General features: G+C 57.9%; 16 protein-coding genes. 14 read left to right on the top strand and 2 right to left on the bottom strand.

Annotated features, from left to right (window positions below):
• Position 1: 1 nt before the first annotated feature.
• The 9 genes from mlaD to AC13C0_RS07125 all read left to right on the top strand — a co-directional run bounded on the left by mlaD (position 2) and on the right by AC13C0_RS07125 (position 7,371).
• Positions 2-460: an outer membrane lipid asymmetry maintenance protein MlaD gene (gene mlaD, locus AC13C0_RS07165; RefSeq protein ID WP_117617767.1), complete on the top strand. Its 459-nt coding sequence runs from the start codon at positions 2-4 to the stop codon at positions 458-460.
• 16 nt (positions 461-476) lie between these two features.
• On the top strand, positions 477-1,130 hold the full coding sequence (locus tag AC13C0_RS07160; RefSeq protein WP_117617766.1) for an MlaC/ttg2D family ABC transporter substrate-binding protein: 654 nt from the start codon (positions 477-479) through the stop codon (positions 1,128-1,130).
• Positions 1,127-1,459, top strand: coding sequence for an STAS domain-containing protein (locus tag AC13C0_RS07155; RefSeq protein ID WP_117617765.1), 333 nt, complete (start codon positions 1,127-1,129; stop codon positions 1,457-1,459). Before AC13C0_RS07160 ends, AC13C0_RS07155 begins: the two co-directional genes overlap by 4 nt.
• A gap of 107 nt (positions 1,460-1,566) precedes the next feature.
• Complete coding sequence (locus AC13C0_RS07150) at positions 1,567-1,809, top strand: BolA family protein (protein WP_482954195.1); 243 nt, start codon at positions 1,567-1,569, stop codon at positions 1,807-1,809.
• Positions 1,810-1,837: 28 nt separating this feature from the next.
• Complete coding sequence (gene murA, locus AC13C0_RS07145) at positions 1,838-3,100, top strand: UDP-N-acetylglucosamine 1-carboxyvinyltransferase (protein WP_117617763.1); 1,263 nt, start codon at positions 1,838-1,840, stop codon at positions 3,098-3,100.
• 29 nt (positions 3,101-3,129) lie between these two features.
• Entirely contained in the window at positions 3,130-3,777 is a 648-nt protein-coding gene (hisG, locus tag AC13C0_RS07140; protein WP_482954194.1) for an ATP phosphoribosyltransferase, read from the top strand.
• A gap of 122 nt (positions 3,778-3,899) precedes the next feature.
• Positions 3,900-5,204 (top strand): histidinol dehydrogenase, encoded by a 1,305-nt coding sequence (gene hisD, locus AC13C0_RS07135; protein WP_482954193.1) that lies wholly within the window; start codon positions 3,900-3,902, stop codon positions 5,202-5,204.
• Positions 5,205-5,408: 204 nt separating this feature from the next.
• Positions 5,409-6,461 carry a histidinol-phosphate transaminase gene (hisC, locus tag AC13C0_RS07130; RefSeq protein ID WP_117617760.1) on the top strand — a complete coding sequence of 351 codons (1,053 nt, stop codon included), beginning with the start codon at positions 5,409-5,411 and terminating at the stop codon, positions 6,459-6,461.
• Positions 6,462-6,627: 166 nt separating this feature from the next.
• Entirely contained in the window at positions 6,628-7,371 is a 744-nt protein-coding gene (locus AC13C0_RS07125) for a Nif3-like dinuclear metal center hexameric protein (protein ID WP_482954192.1), read from the top strand.
• A 256-nt stretch (positions 7,372-7,627) separates the two neighbouring features.
• On the opposite strand, the gene AC13C0_RS07120 is transcribed toward AC13C0_RS07125, so the two are convergent.
• A complete protein-coding gene (locus AC13C0_RS07120) occupies positions 7,628-8,068 on the bottom strand; it encodes a Z-ring associated ZapG family protein (protein WP_117617758.1) in 441 nt (146 codons plus the stop codon).
• 204 nt (positions 8,069-8,272) lie between these two features.
• Between AC13C0_RS07120 and zapE the strand changes: the two genes are divergently transcribed.
• From zapE to AC13C0_RS07095, 5 genes are all read left to right on the top strand, one after another.
• Entirely contained in the window at positions 8,273-9,406 is a 1,134-nt protein-coding gene (gene zapE / locus AC13C0_RS07115; protein WP_117617757.1) for a cell division protein ZapE, read from the top strand.
• A gap of 85 nt (positions 9,407-9,491) precedes the next feature.
• Entirely contained in the window at positions 9,492-10,676 is a 1,185-nt protein-coding gene (locus AC13C0_RS07110) for a thiolase family protein (RefSeq protein ID WP_117617756.1), read from the top strand.
• A 312-nt stretch (positions 10,677-10,988) separates the two neighbouring features.
• Positions 10,989-12,854, top strand: coding sequence for a DUF1302 domain-containing protein (locus tag AC13C0_RS07105; protein ID WP_482954191.1), 1,866 nt, complete (start codon positions 10,989-10,991; stop codon positions 12,852-12,854).
• A 33-nt stretch (positions 12,855-12,887) separates the two neighbouring features.
• The gene (locus AC13C0_RS07100; protein WP_482954190.1) at positions 12,888-14,249 is read left to right on the top strand and encodes a DUF1329 domain-containing protein; all 1,362 of its coding nucleotides are present in this window, start codon (positions 12,888-12,890) and stop codon (positions 14,247-14,249) included.
• 216 nt (positions 14,250-14,465) lie between these two features.
• Positions 14,466-17,180, top strand: a complete 2,715-nt coding sequence (locus tag AC13C0_RS07095; protein WP_482954189.1) for a LuxR C-terminal-related transcriptional regulator — start codon at positions 14,466-14,468, stop codon at positions 17,178-17,180.
• Positions 17,181-17,287: 107 nt separating this feature from the next.
• On the opposite strand, the gene AC13C0_RS07090 is transcribed toward AC13C0_RS07095, so the two are convergent.
• The gene (locus tag AC13C0_RS07090; RefSeq protein WP_117617752.1) at positions 17,288-18,223 is read right to left on the bottom strand and encodes a glucosaminidase domain-containing protein; all 936 of its coding nucleotides are present in this window, start codon (positions 18,221-18,223) and stop codon (positions 17,288-17,290) included.
• Positions 18,224-18,301 lie beyond the last annotated feature (78 nt).

The following is an 18,301-nucleotide window of genomic DNA, read 5'->3' as shown; positions in this document are numbered from 1 at the left end:
AATGGCACAAAGAACGACTGAAATCATTGTTGGCCTGTTCATGATCGCAGGCGTTGCAGCCCTGCTGGTTCTGGCGCTGCAGGTAAGCGGTTTGTCGGCGAAATCCGCTGAAAGCACCTACACCATCTATGCCAACTTCAACGATTCCGGCGGGCTGACGCCTCGTGGCCGTGTATCCATGGCGGGCGTCACTGTTGGGACTATCGAATCCATCACCCTGAACAAGGAGACCTTTCAGGCGAGGGTCAAGATGTCGATTCACTCTGACGTCGATAATATTCCGGCTGACAGTTCCGCGGTTATACGTACATCCGGCCTGCTCGGAGAACAGTACATTGATATATCGATCGGCGCCGAAATGGAGTCGCTCAAAGAAGGTGATACTTTCTACTCGACCCAGTCGGCCATGAACCTTGAGCGACTGATCAGTAACTTTGCTTCGGGCCGGGCCGGGAACTAATCGACAGGAGACCCTGATGTCTGCACTGAAACACCACATTCTCGTTGGCTTTTTAATGGCACTGTTTCTGGTAGCGCCTGTTCAGGCTGGCGAGGCTGAAGATCTCCGCGACTATGTGGATGAGAACACTCAGCGGCTGGTCGAAAAGCTTAATAATGAGCGGGGTCTCTACGAGAGGGATCCCGAGGCCTTCTATAAAAGCATGGATCAGGCGCTGACCGACTTTGTGGACTTCCGTCGTATCGCCGCCCGGGTCATGGGGCGTTATGCGCGCCAGACCACGCCCGAACAGCGGGACGAGTTTGTGGTCGCGTTCAAGCGCAGCCTGTTCGACAGCTACGCCCAGGCGCTGGTGAACGCCGAGGACTTCCAGATCAAGGTTAAGGAAGCCACCATCAACCCGCAGAGCGACGACCGGGCGTCGGTCCAGATGGAAGTGATCAGTGCTTCCGGTAACCGGTACCCGGTGACCTATTCCATGTACAAGACCGGCAATGGTCGCTGGCTGATGGAGAACGTCATTGTTGAAGGCGTGAACATCGGGCTGGCCTTCCGGGATCGGTTCAGCCAGGAAATGGAAGAGAACCGGGGCCAGATTCAGGCAGTGATCGACGGCTGGAGTGACGCCGCCAAGTCCCTGAACTTCGACCAAAAAGTGGACAAGTCATGACCTCCGGGGCGCCGCGGGTTGAACTGGCGGATGGCGTTCTGATTGTTACCGGGGAAGTGAGCGCGGATACCGTCGTGGCCCTGAGAAATCAGGGCGAAAAGCTGATCGGCACCGCGTCCGGAAATCTGGTTGTCGATCTGGACGGTCTGGTCACCGCCCACAGTGTTGTCTTGTCCATGTTGCTCTGCTGGCAGCGACTGGCGCATCAGGCGGGTATTTCACTGTCATTCCGGGGCGTCAGTGGCCGTTTGGTTTCATTGGCTGCCCTGAGCAACCTGGAAGACCAGCTTGCCGGCTTCGGCCCCGAATCCGCGCACCCCGCCCACTGATCATCCCTCCGGTTCCGGTCCCTTTGGTTACAGGACAGTAAAGCTGACCCGGGCTTCGGAATTGGTTACAATCCCGCCCCTGATTTCAAAACCCCCGAGGATTTTCTATGGATGCCACCGAAGTGACCGAGCTGGTCAAAGAAGCACTGCCCGGCTGTGAAGTTCAGGTACAGGTTGATGGTACCCATTATATGGTTGTTGTGGTGGGTGATGTATTCGAAGGCCTGCCGACCATCAAGCGCCAGCAACTGATCAACAAGGCGCTGTTCCAGCAGATCATGGATGGCGCAATTCACGCACTCCATCCGAAAGCGTTTACTCCGGCTGAATGGGCTGAGCGCCAGGGCTGAAGGGCCCGTACAAGACAGGAACCTTATTGTGGACAAACTTCTGATCAGGGGCCGCAAGCCCCTGGATGGTGAAATCCGGATTTCCGGTGCCAAGAACGCCGCACTGCCAATTCTGGCAGCCACCCTGCTGGCGGATGAGCCGGTGACCGTCGGCAACTTGCCACACCTGCACGACGTGACCACCATGATCGAGCTGCTGGGCCGCATGGGCGTTGAAGTGATCATTGATGAGAAGATGAGCGTGGAAATCCACGCCAATACCATCAAGCAGTTCCACGCGCCCTACGAGCTGGTCAAAACCATGCGGGCGTCCATTCTGGTGCTCGGCCCACTGGTCGCACATTTCGGCGAGGCGGAAGTGTCCCTGCCCGGTGGCTGTGCAATCGGTAGCCGGCCGGTAAACCTGCATATCCACGGGTTGGAGATGATGGGGGCGGAAATCAGGGTTGAAAACGGTTACATCAAGGCGAAGACCAACGGCCGCCTGAAGGGTGCCCACATCTTCCTGGACACGGTTACGGTAACCGGCACAGAAAACCTGATGATGGCTGCTGCGCTGGCAGACGGTAAAACCATCCTGGAAAACGCCGCCCGTGAACCGGAAGTGGTGGACCTGGCCGAGTGCCTGATCGCCATGGGCGCGGATATCAGGGGCCACGGCACGGCAACCATCGAAATCAACGGCGTCGAGCGTCTGCACGGTTGCCATTACAACGTACTGCCAGACCGTGTCGAAACCGGCACCTATCTGGTTGCCGCAGCGGCCACCGGTGGCCGGGTAAAGCTCAAGGATACCCGCGAAGAACTGCTCGAAGCGGTTCTGCTCAAGCTTGAGGAAGCAGGTGCCCACATCAGCACCGGTCCGGACTGGATTGAGCTGAACATGAAAGGCAATCGTCCGAAAGCGGTAAGCCTGCGCACGGCGCCTTATCCTGCGTTTCCGACGGACATGCAGGCCCAGTTCGCCGCCATGAACGCCGTCGCCGAGGGCACTGGCACCATTGTGGAAACCGTGTTCGAGAACCGGTTCATGCATTTGCAGGAGCTGATCCGCATGGGCGCGGACATCACCCTTGAAGGCAATGCTGCCATCATCAAGGGCGTAGACCACCTGACCGGTGCGCCTGTCATGGCCACGGACCTCAGGGCATCCGCGAGCCTGGTCATTGCTGGCCTGATGGCCGACGGCGATACCATCGTAGACCGTATTTACCATATCGATCGCGGATACGAGTGCATCGAAGAGAAACTGCAGTTGCTGGGTGCCACCATCCGCCGCCTGCCAGCGTGAAAGACATCAACGGGAAACCGGAAGAATCCATGACAGATTCCATCACAATCGCCTTGTCGAAGGGACGAATCCTGGAAGAAACCCTGCCGCTGCTGGCGGAAGCCGGCATCGAGCTGGTCGACGACATCAAGAAATCCCGCAAACTGGTGTTTCCGACGACTGATCCCGGCGTGCGGGTGCTGATCATCCGCGCAACCGACGTGCCGACCTATGTGCAGTACGGTGGTGCGGATCTGGGTGTGACGGGCAAGGATGTTCTGATGGAGCACGGTGGGGACGGGCTTTACGAGCCTCTGGACCTGAACATTTCCCGTTGCCGCCTGATGACGGCTGGCCCGAAAGATCAGACTCCGCCGCCCGGTCGTATCAAGGTGGCTACCAAGTTTGTGAACCTGGCTCGCCGGTATTATTCGGCACAGGGGCGTCAGGCCGACATCATCAAGCTCTACGGTGCGATGGAGCTGGCGCCGATTCTGGGGCTGGCTGATGAAATCGTGGATATTGTTGATACGGGTAATACTTTGAAGGCAAACGGCCTTGAACCCCGTGAGTTAATTGAGCATATCAGTAGTCGATTAGTGGTCAATCGCGCGTCCATGAAGATGAAGCATGAGCGTATTAACCCCATAATCGAAAAGATGGCTGCTGCGGTTGAGAAACGCCGGGTTCCTGAGTAGGAACTGGCCTGGGAAGCCCTGTGGAAGTAGGGGTCAGAAGAAAGCCTTCTTCTGACCCCGGAAATTTCTGCCGGCGGGTATCCGGCGGCAGCAAGCCAACAATCCAGAGCAGGATTTAAGTTATGACCGTTAGCATCAAACGACTGAAAACCTCAAACAGTGACTTCGACAGTTCTCTGGCCAAACTGCTGGCCTGGGACGACAGCGTTGATCATCAGGTGAACGAGTCGGTGCGTCATATCCTGCATGAGGTGAAAACCCGCGGCGATCAGGCGGTCCTGGAGTTTACCGGGAAGTTTGATCGTTTGAAGGTTGATTCTGTCGCCGAGCTGGAAATGGACCAGGGCCGTTTGCAGCAAGCGTTGGAAGCGATTCCCCAGGACCAACGCGTGGCTCTTGAGAAAGCGGCCGAGCGGGTTCGGGAATACCACGAGCGGCAGAACCAGAAGTCCTGGCAGTATGAGGACGAAGACGGCACCGTGCTTGGCCAGAAGGTCACGCCGCTGGATCGGGCCGGGTTGTATGTGCCCGGCGGTAAGGCGGCTTATCCGTCCTCGGTACTGATGAACGCCATTCCGGCGAAAGTTGCCGGTGTGAGCGAAGTGATCATGGTTGTTCCAACGCCGGATGGCGTTGTTAACGACATGGTGCTCGCCGCTGCCGCCATTGCAGGTGTTGACCGTGTTTTCACCGTGGGCGGGGCTCAGGCAGTGGGCGCCCTGGCCTATGGCACCGAAACCATCCCGGCTGTCGATAAAATCGTAGGCCCGGGCAATATCTTCGTTGCGACCGCCAAGCGGGAAGTCTTCGGCGTTGTCGGCATCGACATGATCGCAGGCCCCTCGGAAATCCTGGTAATCTGCGATGGCAGAACCGACCCGGACTGGATCGCCATGGACCTCTTTTCTCAGGCCGAACACGACGAACAGGCCCAGTCCATCCTGGTCAGCCCGGACGCGGCTTTCCTCGATGCGGTCGAAGCCAGCATCAACAAATTGCTGCCCACCTTGGAGCGAGCCGATATCATCCGCACCTCCATGACCGACCGCGCCGCGCTTATTCAGGTCGCCGACCTGAAAGAAGCCGCGGCTGTCTCCAACCGCATCGCCCCGGAACACCTTGAGCTCTCGGTGGAAGACCCCGAAGCCATGCTCGAAGACATCCGCCACGCCGGCGCTATCTTCATGGGCCGTTACACCGCTGAGGCCCTCGGCGACTACTGCGCTGGCCCGAACCATGTTCTGCCTACCAGCGGCACTGCGCGGTTCTCCTCGCCTCTGGGCGTCTATGACTTCCAGAAGCGGTCCTCCATCATTGGTTTCAGTGCCGAAGGTGCCGATCGTATGGGGCGTGTGGCGTCAGTGCTGGCCCGGGGTGAAGGGTTAACGGCCCATGCCCGGTCGGCGGAGTATCGAATCAAAGAGTAATGTGATCGGACCTCGGGGTCAGAAGAACGCGTTCTTCTGACCCCATGTTCATGACCCCATGTTCACGAAGTTTGCAGGCAGGTGGGCGAGGCTCCGCCCGGGAACCGCTACGAGCACATCCATGTGCGCTTGTTTCGGGTCATCCATGGCCCTCTACATTCCCGGGCGGAGCCTCGCCCACCTGCCGTCTACTCGGAGCCAAAAATGAGTAAATTCTGGAGCCCCCTGGTAAACGACCTGGTCCCGTATGTCCCGGGCGAACAGCCAAAAATGGCCAATCTGGTGAAGCTGAACACCAACGAAAATCCCTTCGGCCCCTCACCAAAAGTCATCGAAGCCATCCAGGCTGAACTGAACGACAACCTCCGCCTCTACCCGGACCCGGAAGGTGAAAGCCTGCGCCAGACGATTGCCGCCTACCACGGCATCAAGCCCGGGCAGGTATTCCTGGGCAACGGCTCCGACGAAGTCCTGGCCCACATTTTCTACGGCCTGTTCCAGCACGGCGACCCCGTCCTGTTTCCGGACGTTACCTACAGTTTCTATCCGGTGTATTGCGGGCTCTACGATATCCCGAGCAAGGCGGTTCCGCTCACCGACAGCTTCGAGATCAACCCGGAAGACTACAAGCAGCCCAATGGCGGCGTCATCTTCCCGAATCCGAACGCCCCGACTGGCCGTTACCTCGGATTGCAGCATGTCGAAGAAATTCTGATCGCCAATCCCGACCGGGTAGTTGTCGTGGATGAGGCCTACATTGATTTTGGTGGCGAGAGCGCGATTACTTTGGTCGACCAGTACCCGAACCTGTTGGTTTCCCAAACCCTCTCCAAGGCCCGCTCTCTCGCCGGCCTGAGAGTCGGTTTTGCCGTAGGGCACCCGGACCTGATTGAAGCCCTGAACCGGGTTAAAAACAGCTTCAACAGCTACCCGCTGGATCGTCTGGCCCTTGCTGGTGCCCAAGCGGCCTACGAAGACGAGGCCTGGTTCCGCACGTGCTGTGACGGCGTGATTTCCGAGCGCGAGCGTGTAACCGCCGCCCTCGAAGGTCTTGGGTTCGAGGTGTTACCCTCAAAGGCAAACTTCGTTTTTGCCCGTCATAAAGAGCAGGCTGGCGAAGTTTTGGCCAAGGGCCTGAGGGAGCAGGGCATTATTGTCCGGCACTTCAACAAGCCACGAATTAGCGAATTCCTGCGAATCACCATTGGCACGGTCGAGCAGAATGAGGCGTTGATTGCTGGCCTCGAAACCCTTTAGCCTTCGGAGTTAGCGGGTAGAGCAAGGCAGGCAGCCCTTTCCGGGAACCGCTACGAGCACATCCATGTGCGCTTGTTTCGGGCCATCCATGGCCCTCTACATTCCCGGAAAGGGCAGCCTGCCTTGCTCGTCGAACTTCTCTGAAATAGTCCGGAGCGGAGCACTAATGGCTGAACGAAACGACATCCTGAGTAAAATCAACGAATGGCTGCAGCCAGAGAACTTCCAGGATTACTGTCCCAATGGCCTTCAAGTTGAAGGCAGGTCCGAGATCAACACTGTTGTCTCCGGTGTAACCGCCTCAAAAGCGCTGATTGAAGCCGCCATTGAGGCGAACGCAGATATGATCCTCGTTCACCATGGCTACTTCTGGAAAGGTGAGGATCAACGAATCCAGGGCATGAAGCGCGAGCGTCTGAAGCAACTGCTGGACAACGATATCAACCTCGTTGCCTACCATCTGCCGTTGGATGACCATCCCGAATACGGTAACAACCGCCAGTTGGCAGACGTCCTGAGCATCAAAAAGCCCCGCCCATTAGGCGGTCTGGTTTGGGAAGGTGAGCTTGAGGAGGCAATGTCTCCGGAGAAATTCGGTCTCCATCTCGCAAGGCGACTGCACCGCGAACCGCTCTGGGTTGGCGAGGGGCCGGCTACGATCAAACGCGTAGGTTGGTGTACCGGCGCTGCGCAGGGATTTATAAATACCGCGCTGGATGCGGGCCTGGACGCCTACATCAGCGGTGAAATCTCCGAGCCGACGACCCATACAGCCAGAGAGTGTGGTATCCACTATTATGCAGCTGGTCATCACGCCACAGAGCGTTATGGTGTGCAGGCTCTCGGGAAGGCGCTGGCTAATGAGTTTGGCATAACGCACAAATTCATCGATTGCGATAACCCGGTATAGCGGCGAATACGGGGTCGAATACGGGGTCAGATGAAAGCTTTCATCTGACCCCAAGTTCACGGAAATAAGACCTGGGAACCAAGGCGAATAGCAGATGTGTCAGAACGAGCGGGGCGGGATGGGCCTGCCAAAACTGTGCGGAGCCATGGATGGCGGAGCTCAAGCGCCACAGGGACGTGCCGCAAGGAGCGGGTTTTGGCAGGCCCATCCCGCTCCGCGCAAGCACCAAATCCGCAGTCTTATACAGTTCAGGGCATCAAGCCTGCTGAGCCTTGTCACCCTTTTTGAGCCCGAAGTCTTCGGCCAGCGTCCCGGAATCCTTCGGATCCGACTTGGGAGCATAATCCCGGGGCGGCTCGACACCATCCTCGCGAACTTCCTCCAGACGCTTCCTGGAAGTCTCCTGCGCCAGTTCCTCCATCCAGTCCTCGTCATTGCAAAGACGGTTGGCTCCACGGGCCAAATGCTGGTTCACATCCCGATAGACATCATTGAACCGGCGCAGTAAATGGGCCGACTCCATGAAATGCTCATTCACCTGGGCCTGGTAGCGCGTGTACTCGCTTTTCAGTTCCTCAATCTGCTGTTCCGCCCGGCGCTGGCGAAGTGTCGTCCCCTGCCCGGAACGGCCAACGAATACCCCGATGACAATGCCAACAACCAATGCGGCAATCGCTGCCAGAATCAGGTTTGTCATATGCTGTGTCGTCCTTTTACCTAATAGTGAGCCAAGCCCTTCAAGCCCTTGTAGTACGAGTATAACGCCCCGGGCGCCATCATCCCATGATTGTGGCCTGCGCCAATCGTCGTATTGCTCCTATGGCGCGCAACGTGGCGAAAATTTGTCAAATGCGAGACAATACGGCGCCCAAATTTACGACCAACTTCCGGGAATACCTTGATGACAGCTGCGATGTCCTCCGAAACCAGTGCGACCCAGACCCCCTGGCAACGTTACCAGAAGGATCTTGAACGCCCGGATTTTCAGAAGGACCCGGCCCAGGAAGATGCCGTCAAGCGCCTGCAGTCACTGTACGACAAACTGGTTGAAGCGGAAAGCGATCGTGACAAGGCAATGACCAAACTGCGCCGCAAACTGAAAAAAGGCCGGGAAGAGCCGGTTAAGGGCCTGTATTTCTGGGGCGGGGTAGGCCGCGGTAAAACCTACCTGATGGACACCTTCTACGAATCCCTGCCGTTCAATCGCAAGATGCGGGTTCACTTTCACCGCTTCATGCAGCGTGTCCACAACGAACTCAAATCCCTCAAGGGCGAGAAGAACCCCCTGGAGCTGGTTTCCAGGACGTTCGCCGACGAAACCCGGGTGATCTGTTTCGACGAATTTTTCGTCTCGGATATCGGCGACGCCATGATCCTCGCCACCCTGATGGACGGCCTGTTCAGCCGGGGCGTGACCCTGGTGTGCACCTCCAACATCGTCCCGGATGGCCTGTACAAGGATGGCCTCCAGCGGGCCCGGTTCCTGCCTGCCATCGAGCTGGTCAAAAAGCACACGGATGTGGTCAATGTCGACGGCGGCGTGGATTACCGCCTGCGAACCCTCGAGCAGGCGGAGCTGTTCCACTCGCCCCTGGATAAGGAAGCAGACGTCAGCCTCCGGAAAAGCTTTGATGGACTGGCGGTTGAAGCCGGGAAACACAGTAAAACCATGGAAATCAACGGCCGCAAAATCCCGGCCCAGGCCCACGCGGACGACGTGGTCTGGTTTGATTTCAAAGACGTTTGCGACGGCCCCCGCAGCCAGAATGATTACATCGAAATGGCCCGGCAGTTCCACGCCATCATCGTCAGCAACGTGCCCGTGCTGGGCAAAGAGAAAGACGACCAGGCCCGCCGTTTCATTAACATGATTGACGAATTTTACGACCGAAACGTCAAGGTTATCATCTCAGCCGCCGCCCCCATCACCGAACTCTACACCGGAGGCCGCCTGAGCTTCGAATTCGAGCGCACCGAATCCCGCCTGCTGGAAATGCAGTCCCGGGAATACCTCGAAGCACCCCACAAACCGTGAAATCGGGGTCAGATGAAAATGGGGTCAGATGAAAATTTCATCTGACCCCATTTTCATCTGACCCCACTTTTAGGAGAGATTCAGAATGAGCACAGACAATGTAGTCATCGTAAGCGGCACCCGCACCCCCATGGGCGGTTTTCAGGGCAGCCTGGCCGATGTTAGCGCCACTGACCTGGGGGCCATCACCATCGCCGAGGCGGTGAAGCGTGCCGGCTTGCAGCCTGCCGATGTGCAGGAAGTGATCATGGGTAATGTCCTGCCCGCTGGTCTGAAACAGGGGCCGGCCCGGCAGGCCATGCGTAAGGCGGGTCTTCCGGATAGCACCGGCGCCACCACCGTCAACAAACTCTGCGGCTCCGGTATGAAAGCCGCCATGTTCGCCCACGACCTCATCAAGGCCGGCAGCAACGACATCGTGGTCGCCGGTGGTATGGAGAGCATGTCGAACGCTCCCTACATCCTGCAGGGTGTCCGCGGCGGTTACCGCATGGGGCCGGGCCAGGCGCCGCAGGATCACATGTTCCTGGATGGCCTGGAAGATGCCGAAACCGGTCGGCTGATGGGCGCCTTTGCCCAGGAAATGGCGGATAAGAAAGGCTACACCCGCGAAGAAATGGACGAGTACGCCATTACCTCCCTCACTCGCGCCAAGAAAGCCATCGAAGAGGGCCTGCTGAAGGACGAAATCGTCCCGGTTACCGTAAAAACCCGCAAAGGTGACGTGGTGGTCGAAGACGATGAACAACCCCACAACGCCAACATCGAAAAGATCCCGAGTCTGCGACCGGCGTTCGCCAAAGACGGCACAGTAACCGCCGCCAACGCCTCCTCCATCTCAGACGGCGCCTCCGCACTCGTTCTGATGCGTGAATCCGAAGCCGAAAAACGCGGCCTCAGGCCCCTGGCCCGCATCGTCGGCCACAGCACCCAGTCTCAGCATCCCTCCGAGTTCACCTGCGCCCCGGTTGGCGCCATCGAAACCCTGTTCGGTAAAACCGGCTGGAGCAAGGAAGACGTCGACCTGTTCGAAATCAACGAAGCCTTTGCCATGGTTGCCATGATGCCAATCCGCGAGCTTGGCCTGGATCCCGAGAAAGTCAACATCCACGGCGGCGCCTGCGCCCAGGGCCACCCTGTCGGCTCCACCGGCTCGCGCCTTCTGGTAACCCTGATGTACGCCCTCCGGCGCTACGGCAAAAAGAAAGGCATCGCAGCGCTGTGTATCGGTGGTGGTGAAGCCACCGCCATGGCTATCGAGATGCTCTAAGCCCGGATTTGTGAGGAGCGAGATTCACCCCCTCGGTGCTTCCCCCATGCCGGAAACCCCCGGGTAAAGCACCGAGAAAAACCACCAAAACCAAAGTGGTTGCAACCAAAATTGTTGTCTATAGTGATTCTGTGCGACGAAACCCGGCGGTAAACGAGCTGTGAGAGCAAAATCATACTTTTGACTGATCAAAGCGCCCGAAGGCGTTAGCTATAGTGCCAACATCACGAGCACTGTGCATGAAGCCTCCAATACATCGTGAATACCAATAATCAGAGCAGCGACTCAGAACAACAATGGAGTAGCCTTCCAATGACAAGAAAAATACATCAATGGCAGCCTTGGACCAAATTACCGCTGGCCGTGGCGGTGGCAGCCGGTATGTCCGGTCAGGCAGCCGCCTATTCCTTTTACATGGGAGATGTAGAAGCCCAGTTCAACACCACGCTGTCTGCGGGTGCCGGTTGGCGAGTCGAGGATCGCGACAAACGCCTTATCGCCCAGGGTAACCTTGGCCCCGAGTACGCGCCGGGCGGCCCCCTGGAAAATATCGGTGCCTCCACCAACAACTACGACGACGGCAACCTGAACTTCGACAAAGGCGATACCTACTCCAAAATCGTCAAGGGTAACAGTGAACTGTATTTGAACTACGACCTGGACAACCCGTTTCTGACAAGGGTTGGTGGTCTTTTGCGTGGCCGCTACTGGTATGATTTTGAACTGAAGGACGAAAGTCGTGCTGTTGATTATGTTGGCCAGCGCCGCGAGCTGAATCGATACGCCAAGGACTATGCCTCCGGTGGCGAGATTCTGGATGCCTATGTGTTCACGGACTGGTACTTTGGTCAGGTTCCTGTCAGCCTGCGTTATGGTAGGCAGGTTCTCAGCTGGGGTGAAAGTACCTTTATTCAGGGTGGCATCAACATTATCAACCCTATAGATGTCCCGGCTTTCCGGGCTCCGGGCTCCGAGATAAAAGACGCACTTCTGCCGGTCGAAATGTTCTATATGTCTGCAGGCGTGACTGAGAGCCTTACCGTGGAAGCCTTTGTACAGAACGATTGGGAGCCGGTCCGCCCGGATAACTGCGGAACCTTCTTCTCAACCAACGATTTCGCGGCCGAGGACTGTGGCCCGATTCTGCTTGCCGGTCAGTTGCCTGATTCACAGGCGCTCGCACAGGGCCTGGTTGCAGACCGTGTTGGAGACAGGCAGGCGGATACCAAGGATCAGTTTGGCGTTGCCATGCGCTGGTTTTTACCGCAACTGAATGAGTCAGAGCTTGGCTTCTACTATATTAAGTACAACAGCCGCCTGCCGTATGTCAGCGGTATCGCCCGTGATCCGAACAATGGCCAGAACCTGCCGCTATATTTCATTGAGTACCCGGAAAACATCAACCTTTACGGAGTGAGCATCAACACGATCACTCCGAGCGGATGGTCTCTGGGGGCTGAGTACTCCTACCGCGACAAGCTGCCGCTGCAGTGGAACGCCTTTGAACTGATCTTTGGCGGCAACGAGGTTGTAAACCCGGAAACCGGATTGCCGGCAAGCCAGCTCCAGGTTCTTCGCGAGGCGCAGGCTGGCGGACAGTCTCTTAACGGTCAGGCCGTTCAGGGGTACGATGAATACGGTGTTTCCCAGGCACAGTTTACGCTCATCAGGTTCTTTGAGCAGGTAATGGGGGCGGACCGCCTTACCCTGGTTACCGAATTTGGCGCGACTTACGTACATGACCTGCCCGATTACGACACCGCCCGTTATGGCAGGTCAGGCACGTTTGGCATAGGTCAGCTCCCGGGCGGGGCGTGTGACGGTTCCGGCCAGACGGGTCAAGCACTTAACATCAATACCAACTACTGCAACAATGAAGGCTTCACTACCGATTTCTCCTGGGGCTACCGCGCCCGGTTTGTGTGGAGTTATCTCGATGCGTTTGCCGGTATAAACCTGTTACCGCAACTGGCCTGGAGCCACGATGTCAAAGGTTACAGCCCGCAGCCCGGCGGAGCATTCAACGAGGGCAGCAAGGCGATTGGCCTGTCCGTGGAAGCGGTTTACCAGAACGTTATCAGTGCCGATATCGGTTACACGAACTATTTTGACGGAAAGCCGTATAATGAGTTGACCGACCGCGATTACGTGACTGCCAGCATTTCATACTCATTCTGATCCGGTACGAATTCGTTGAACGAGGGAATTTAAATGAAACTGAACAAGAAACTACTGGCCACAGGCGTTCTGGCAGCGAGCATTTTTGCCGGCCAGGCCTGGGGTGCGGTTTCTGCTGAAGAAGCGGCCAAGCTGGGTGATTCGCTGACACCGATGGGCGCGATGAAAGCCGGCAATGGCGGTGAAATCCCGCCGTGGACAGGTGGTCTGACTACCCCTCCGGCCAACTACAAGGGTGACGGCATATACGTAAATCCGTACCCCAACGAAGAGCCGAAGTTCACCATCGACCAGAGCAACGTTGATCAGTACAAAGACAACCTGTCCCCGGGGCAGGTTGCGATGATCAAGCGTTACAACGATTATTTCATGCCGGTGTATGAAACCCACCGTTCTGCGGCCTATCCGCAGGAAGTCATGGAGCAGACCGTTGAGAATGCAACCACCGTTGAGCTGATCAAGGATGGTAATGGCCTGGGCAACTACCAGTCTGCTACCCCCTTCCCGATCCCTCAGAATGGCCTGGAAGCGATCTGGAACCACATTACCCGCTATCGCGGTGGTTCTGTCCAGCGTAACGTCGGCCAGGTAACGCCGACCGAGAGTGGTGACTTCTCCGTTGTGAAATTCCAGGACGAGCTGACCTGGCGCACCTACCTCGAAGATTACAGCCCGGGCGACGATCCGAACGTTCTGTTCTACTTCAAGCAGGCTATTACCGGCCCGGCTCGTCTGGCGGGTAACGTACTGCTGGTTCACGAAACCATTGACCAGGTTGAGGAACCACGTCGTGCCTGGGTTTACAATGCTGGTCAGCGCCGGGTTCGCCGTGCACCCCAGGTAGCCTATGACGGACCGGGTACCGCTTCTGACGGTATGCGTACGTCCGATAACTTTGACATGTTCAACGGCGCACCGGATCGCTACAACTGGGAGCTGGTTGGCAAGAAGGAAATGTACATTCCGTACAACGCCTACAAGCTGGTTGATCGGGGTCTGGCCTACGACCAGATCGTCAAGCCCGGTCATATCAACCAGGACCTGACCCGTTACGAGCTGCACCGCGTATGGCATGTCCGCGCCACCTTGAAAAAGGGCGAGCGCCACATCTATGCCCAGCGCGACTTCTACATTGATGAAGACTCCTGGCAGGCGTCGGTTATTGACCATTACGATGGCCGTGGGGAGCTCTGGCGTGTTGCCGAAGCCCACGCCATGCAGTTCTACGATCAGGTGGTTCCCTGGTATGCCATCGAGACCCTGTACGATCTGCTCTCTGGCCGTTACCTGGCTCTTGGCCTGACCAACGAAGAAGAAAACCCCTACACCTTTGGCGTGGAGCGTCGTGCCAGAGATTATTCGCCCGCGGCACTGCGCCGGGCCGGCACCCGTTAAGCGCTGTTCTGCAGCCAGATGAAATCGGCGGGCCCTCGGGCCCGCCGTTTTTTTAACACGCTTTAAAATCCTTTCACGTCAAAATTTTGCAGCCCGCCCCTCAATTGGTTTAACCTTCTTCTCATACTAAAGGCGTACCTGATGCCGGTCGCCACTCAAAAGTCAGTGCAAAGATCCACTTTTCCGGCGGTGTAAGGCAGTTCAGGCCGGATTTAAATGGGGCAGTGCGTGAAACCATTCAATGATGGCTGTGCAGCCAACGATGAATTCCAGTCAGCGAACAGTGGTCTTCAACGGGGTGAACTGGTCAGGGACTTGCTCAGGCAAAGGGTGCAGATTCCTGCCGTTCCGCCGGGCTCTCTGGCGCGGCCGAAGCTCGACCGCAAGATTGCCGAAGCGCTGAACTCCAGCAGTGTTCTGTTTATTGAGGCGCCTTGCGGTTATGGCAAATCCCATGCGGTGGTCAGCGCCCTCGGCGGCTCCGGAGTGTCGGGCGACCAGACCCGCTGGATTGCGCTGAATGCCCAGGACAACGCACCGTCGCGCTTTCTGACGCTGCTCGCTATCGCCCTGAATCTGCCCGAGACGCCGGAGCAGGGGTACCAAAGTGGCGCCACCTTCTCCGATACCCTGGCGATGATGCAGGTGGCGCTGGCCCGCAAGAGTGCCGGGCAGCCAAGGGTTCTGGTTTTGGACAACCTTCAGAATCTGGGCAACCCGGCCGTGGTCGAACTGCTGCAACAACTGGTTGCAGACTTTCCCGCTGGCGCCTCGATCGTACTTATTTCCCGAAAGGCACTGCCTTTTGAAACCCACGGTCTCGAGCTTGAAAACCGGTTTACCCGAATTGGCACTGAAGCACTGGAGTTCTCGCGCTCAGAAACCTTCGAATTCTTCCAGCCGGCCATGGCAGGGAGCCAGCTGACCAGCGTGGCTGTAGACAACCTGTACGACATCACCGAAGGCTGGGCAACGCCACTGGCGCTCTATCGCCGTGAAGTAGCACGGAATCCGGAGAGAAAACCGATACAGGAAACGGCGGGTGTGGAGCGGTTCCTGAAAGAATCGGTGCTTGGTGGTCTCACACCGGGACAGCTTCGATCCTTGCGCGGTATTGCCGAGCTGGAACTGTGTTCCGATGAGCTGTTCCTGGCCCTTGAGTCGCTGTTGCCGGATTCCGGTTTTGTTCCCTCCCAGGCCGTTGATCGAGGTCTTCCTCTCAAGCCCATGCCAGGCCGGGGACGGTGGTACCGGCTTAACCCCCTGATGCAGGAATGGCTGAGAGCGCCCATGATGGCAGGCTACGCCGGGCGAATGCTTCAGGCCAGTCGCTGGTTCGGTGTGCGTGATCAGTTTCCGGAAGCCCTCAAATATGCGCTGTTGGCCGGAGACGCTGATGAGGTTATCCGAATCGCCTCCGAGGGCTCCGAGGCCTTGCTGCTGGGGCAGGATACGGCGTCACTGCTCAGACTTCGCAAGAGCCTGCCTGCCCAGCTTCTTGAGCGCAGTGCCCGCCTGAGAATTGTTTACAGCTGGGTTCATGCCATTGGCGGCCAGTTCCGTCAGGCGCGAGCCCTTATTGAAGGTCTGCCGGAGTCCGATCGGGACGAGCATGCGGCACGGATCTGTGCTCTCAAAGCTTTTATTCTCAGGGGTGAGGGCAGCGTGGGTCCGGCCCTGGAAATGGCCGACAGGGCGCTAAAGGAAGGCGGAAAGGAAGGTGAGCTCAGTACCCAGGGGCAACTGGTAACCCAAATGGTGCGCTCCAGTGCCCTGTGCGCGGCCGGCCGCTTCCAGGAGGCCCGGGAAGCCAACCGGAGGGCTGCCAGGCTTGCCCGCGAAGCCGGCGATTCCGGCTCGGAAGCGCTGGCGGTTTACGCCCATGCCCGCATCGAGTTGGGCAAAGGCGCTCTCAAACACGCCGAGCAACTGTTGCGCACCGGCCTGGATACTGCCATGCAGGAGCTGGCCCGGCCGGCACGGATTGGCGAAACCCGGCTTCAGTTGAATCTGGTATTGGTGCTCTGGCACCAGGGCCGGGAAGCAGAAGCCGACCGGCTGCTGGTAACCTGTGGCCGGCACGCCGAACAGACCCGGGATCTGGGCCTGCTGCTGGCGATGACCATCCGGGTACTGATGTGCCGAGCCCAGGGCCGGCTGGAAGACGCCTTTGTCTGGATTGGCCGGGCCGAGCGCACCATGCATTCCTGGCAAGTGGATGAATCGCTGTTTGTGCCGGTTCTCGAAGCCCTCAAGGCCAGTTGCTGGTTGGCCCAGAATCAGATCGACAGCGCTGGCCAGGCGGTCAGCAAGCTTGCACCCTACCGGGAGGCAGGCTGCGTGCCGGAACTGTTCCCGATGATGCCGGGCCTGCTGGATTGCCTGCAGGTTCGGATTGATCTGGCCCGTGGCGACCTGATCCGCGCCAGGGAAACCCTGCAGGGCATTCGTGAACGTTACGAGGGCACGATTCCATGGGGCGTTGAACTGCATATGCGGTTGCTCGAAGCGGTCATCGTTCAGGATGAAAAAGGCCCGGTGGTTGCCCAGAAGGTTCTGTCCGCCGTCGTTCTCGAAGCCGCCCGCGAGCACTTTATCAGCCCGTTTTCGGAACTACGGGGAGAGCTTCAGGAGCTGATGGAGAAGGGCTTTGGTCAGCTTCCGGAGGGCCCCTTCAAGGAGGCCCTGGGAAATCTTTTCGAATTGAAACCGAAGGCCGGCGGTGCCGAGGCTCTGGCGGAACCGATCAGTGAGCGTGAGCAGGGTGTGCTGGAGCTGATTGCCAAAGGGCTCTCGAATCAGGAAATCGCCGACAAACTGCACATTTCCCTGCATACCGTGAAAACCCACGCCCGGCGGATTAACGCCAAGCTGGAAGTAAAATCCCGCACCCAGGCTACAGTGCGCGCCCGCGAACTTGGGTTGCTATGAAGAAGGGGTCTGACCCCCTGGGGTCAGACCCCATTTTCAGCTTTCCCCCTGGGGTCAGACCCCATTTTCAGCTTTTGACCCCACGGGGTCAGACCCCATTTTCAGCTTTAACCTTCAGCCGGGTTACTGCTCAGTGATGACTGGCGGGGTAACAGTCCGGTTTCCACCTTGGTAGAGGCCAGTTGCTCAAGGCTGTCCGGAGACAGGTCACGGATCACGCTCCGGAAGTCGTCGTCATAAAATTCCAGATTGTTGTAGTGAATCATCGCCCGGATCTCCTCTACGTACTCCTCACCACGCTCGGAATAGCCAAGCAGGCCTTCGGCAAGCTCCAGGCCGGAGAGTGGCCCATTGTTGCGGCGATCCCTCAGCCTTACGTCTCTCAGCAGCTGGTAGGTGGGGTGGCGGTTCAGGTTCTGGATATAGGCCCGCACCGAGCGATAGGGCGAGGGGAAACTGGCGACCTCGTGGCTGGCGCCCTCGGCACGACCAAGTGGTACCAGGCCGCAGCCCTTCGAGAAGCACCACTGGCCGAACAGGTTGTTGCCTTTGATGGCAAAGCGGGAGGTGCCCCAGGCGGATTCATTGGCGGCCTGGGCCAGAATCAGCGAGGGCGGAATCACATCCAGCCGCTTGCGCAGCAGCGTTAACTGCTCCTTACTGCCGGGTTCAGCATCCACTCTCAGCCGCTCGGACTGCCGGGCCAGCCAGCGGTATTCCTTGCTGGTCAATTCTTCCTTACCGGCAAGGCTGTCGAGGTAGTCGCGCTCAATAAGGATTCGTGAGTTGGCCAGAACAATGCGAGGGTAAAGAAACGAGAAGAACGCCGCTTTCTTCTCGGTGGTGTCGCGGTACCTGGAAAAATCCGGCAGATCGTCATTGGCCCAGTCCGGCAAAGGCGGCAGGGAGGACAGGGCGGGCTCTGATCCACTGTTGCCATACCGGCTCTGCCCGCCACCCTCCGGTGGCACATAGAAACCGCCCCCGATCGCAAACGCAATCAAGGGGGCCATCAGCAACATCGCCCGTTTACCTGCAGACATAAAACCTCTCGTCAAAGTCGATATGGCAAGAATTATAACAGGTTATACGGAGGCGTCTGCCTGTTGGATTTTACCGCC

It is taken from the genome of Marinobacter sp. B-21, assembly GCF_056857895.1.
Note: the sequence above shows the minus strand (reverse complement) of the source record. Positions and strands in the feature narration are given on the sequence as shown.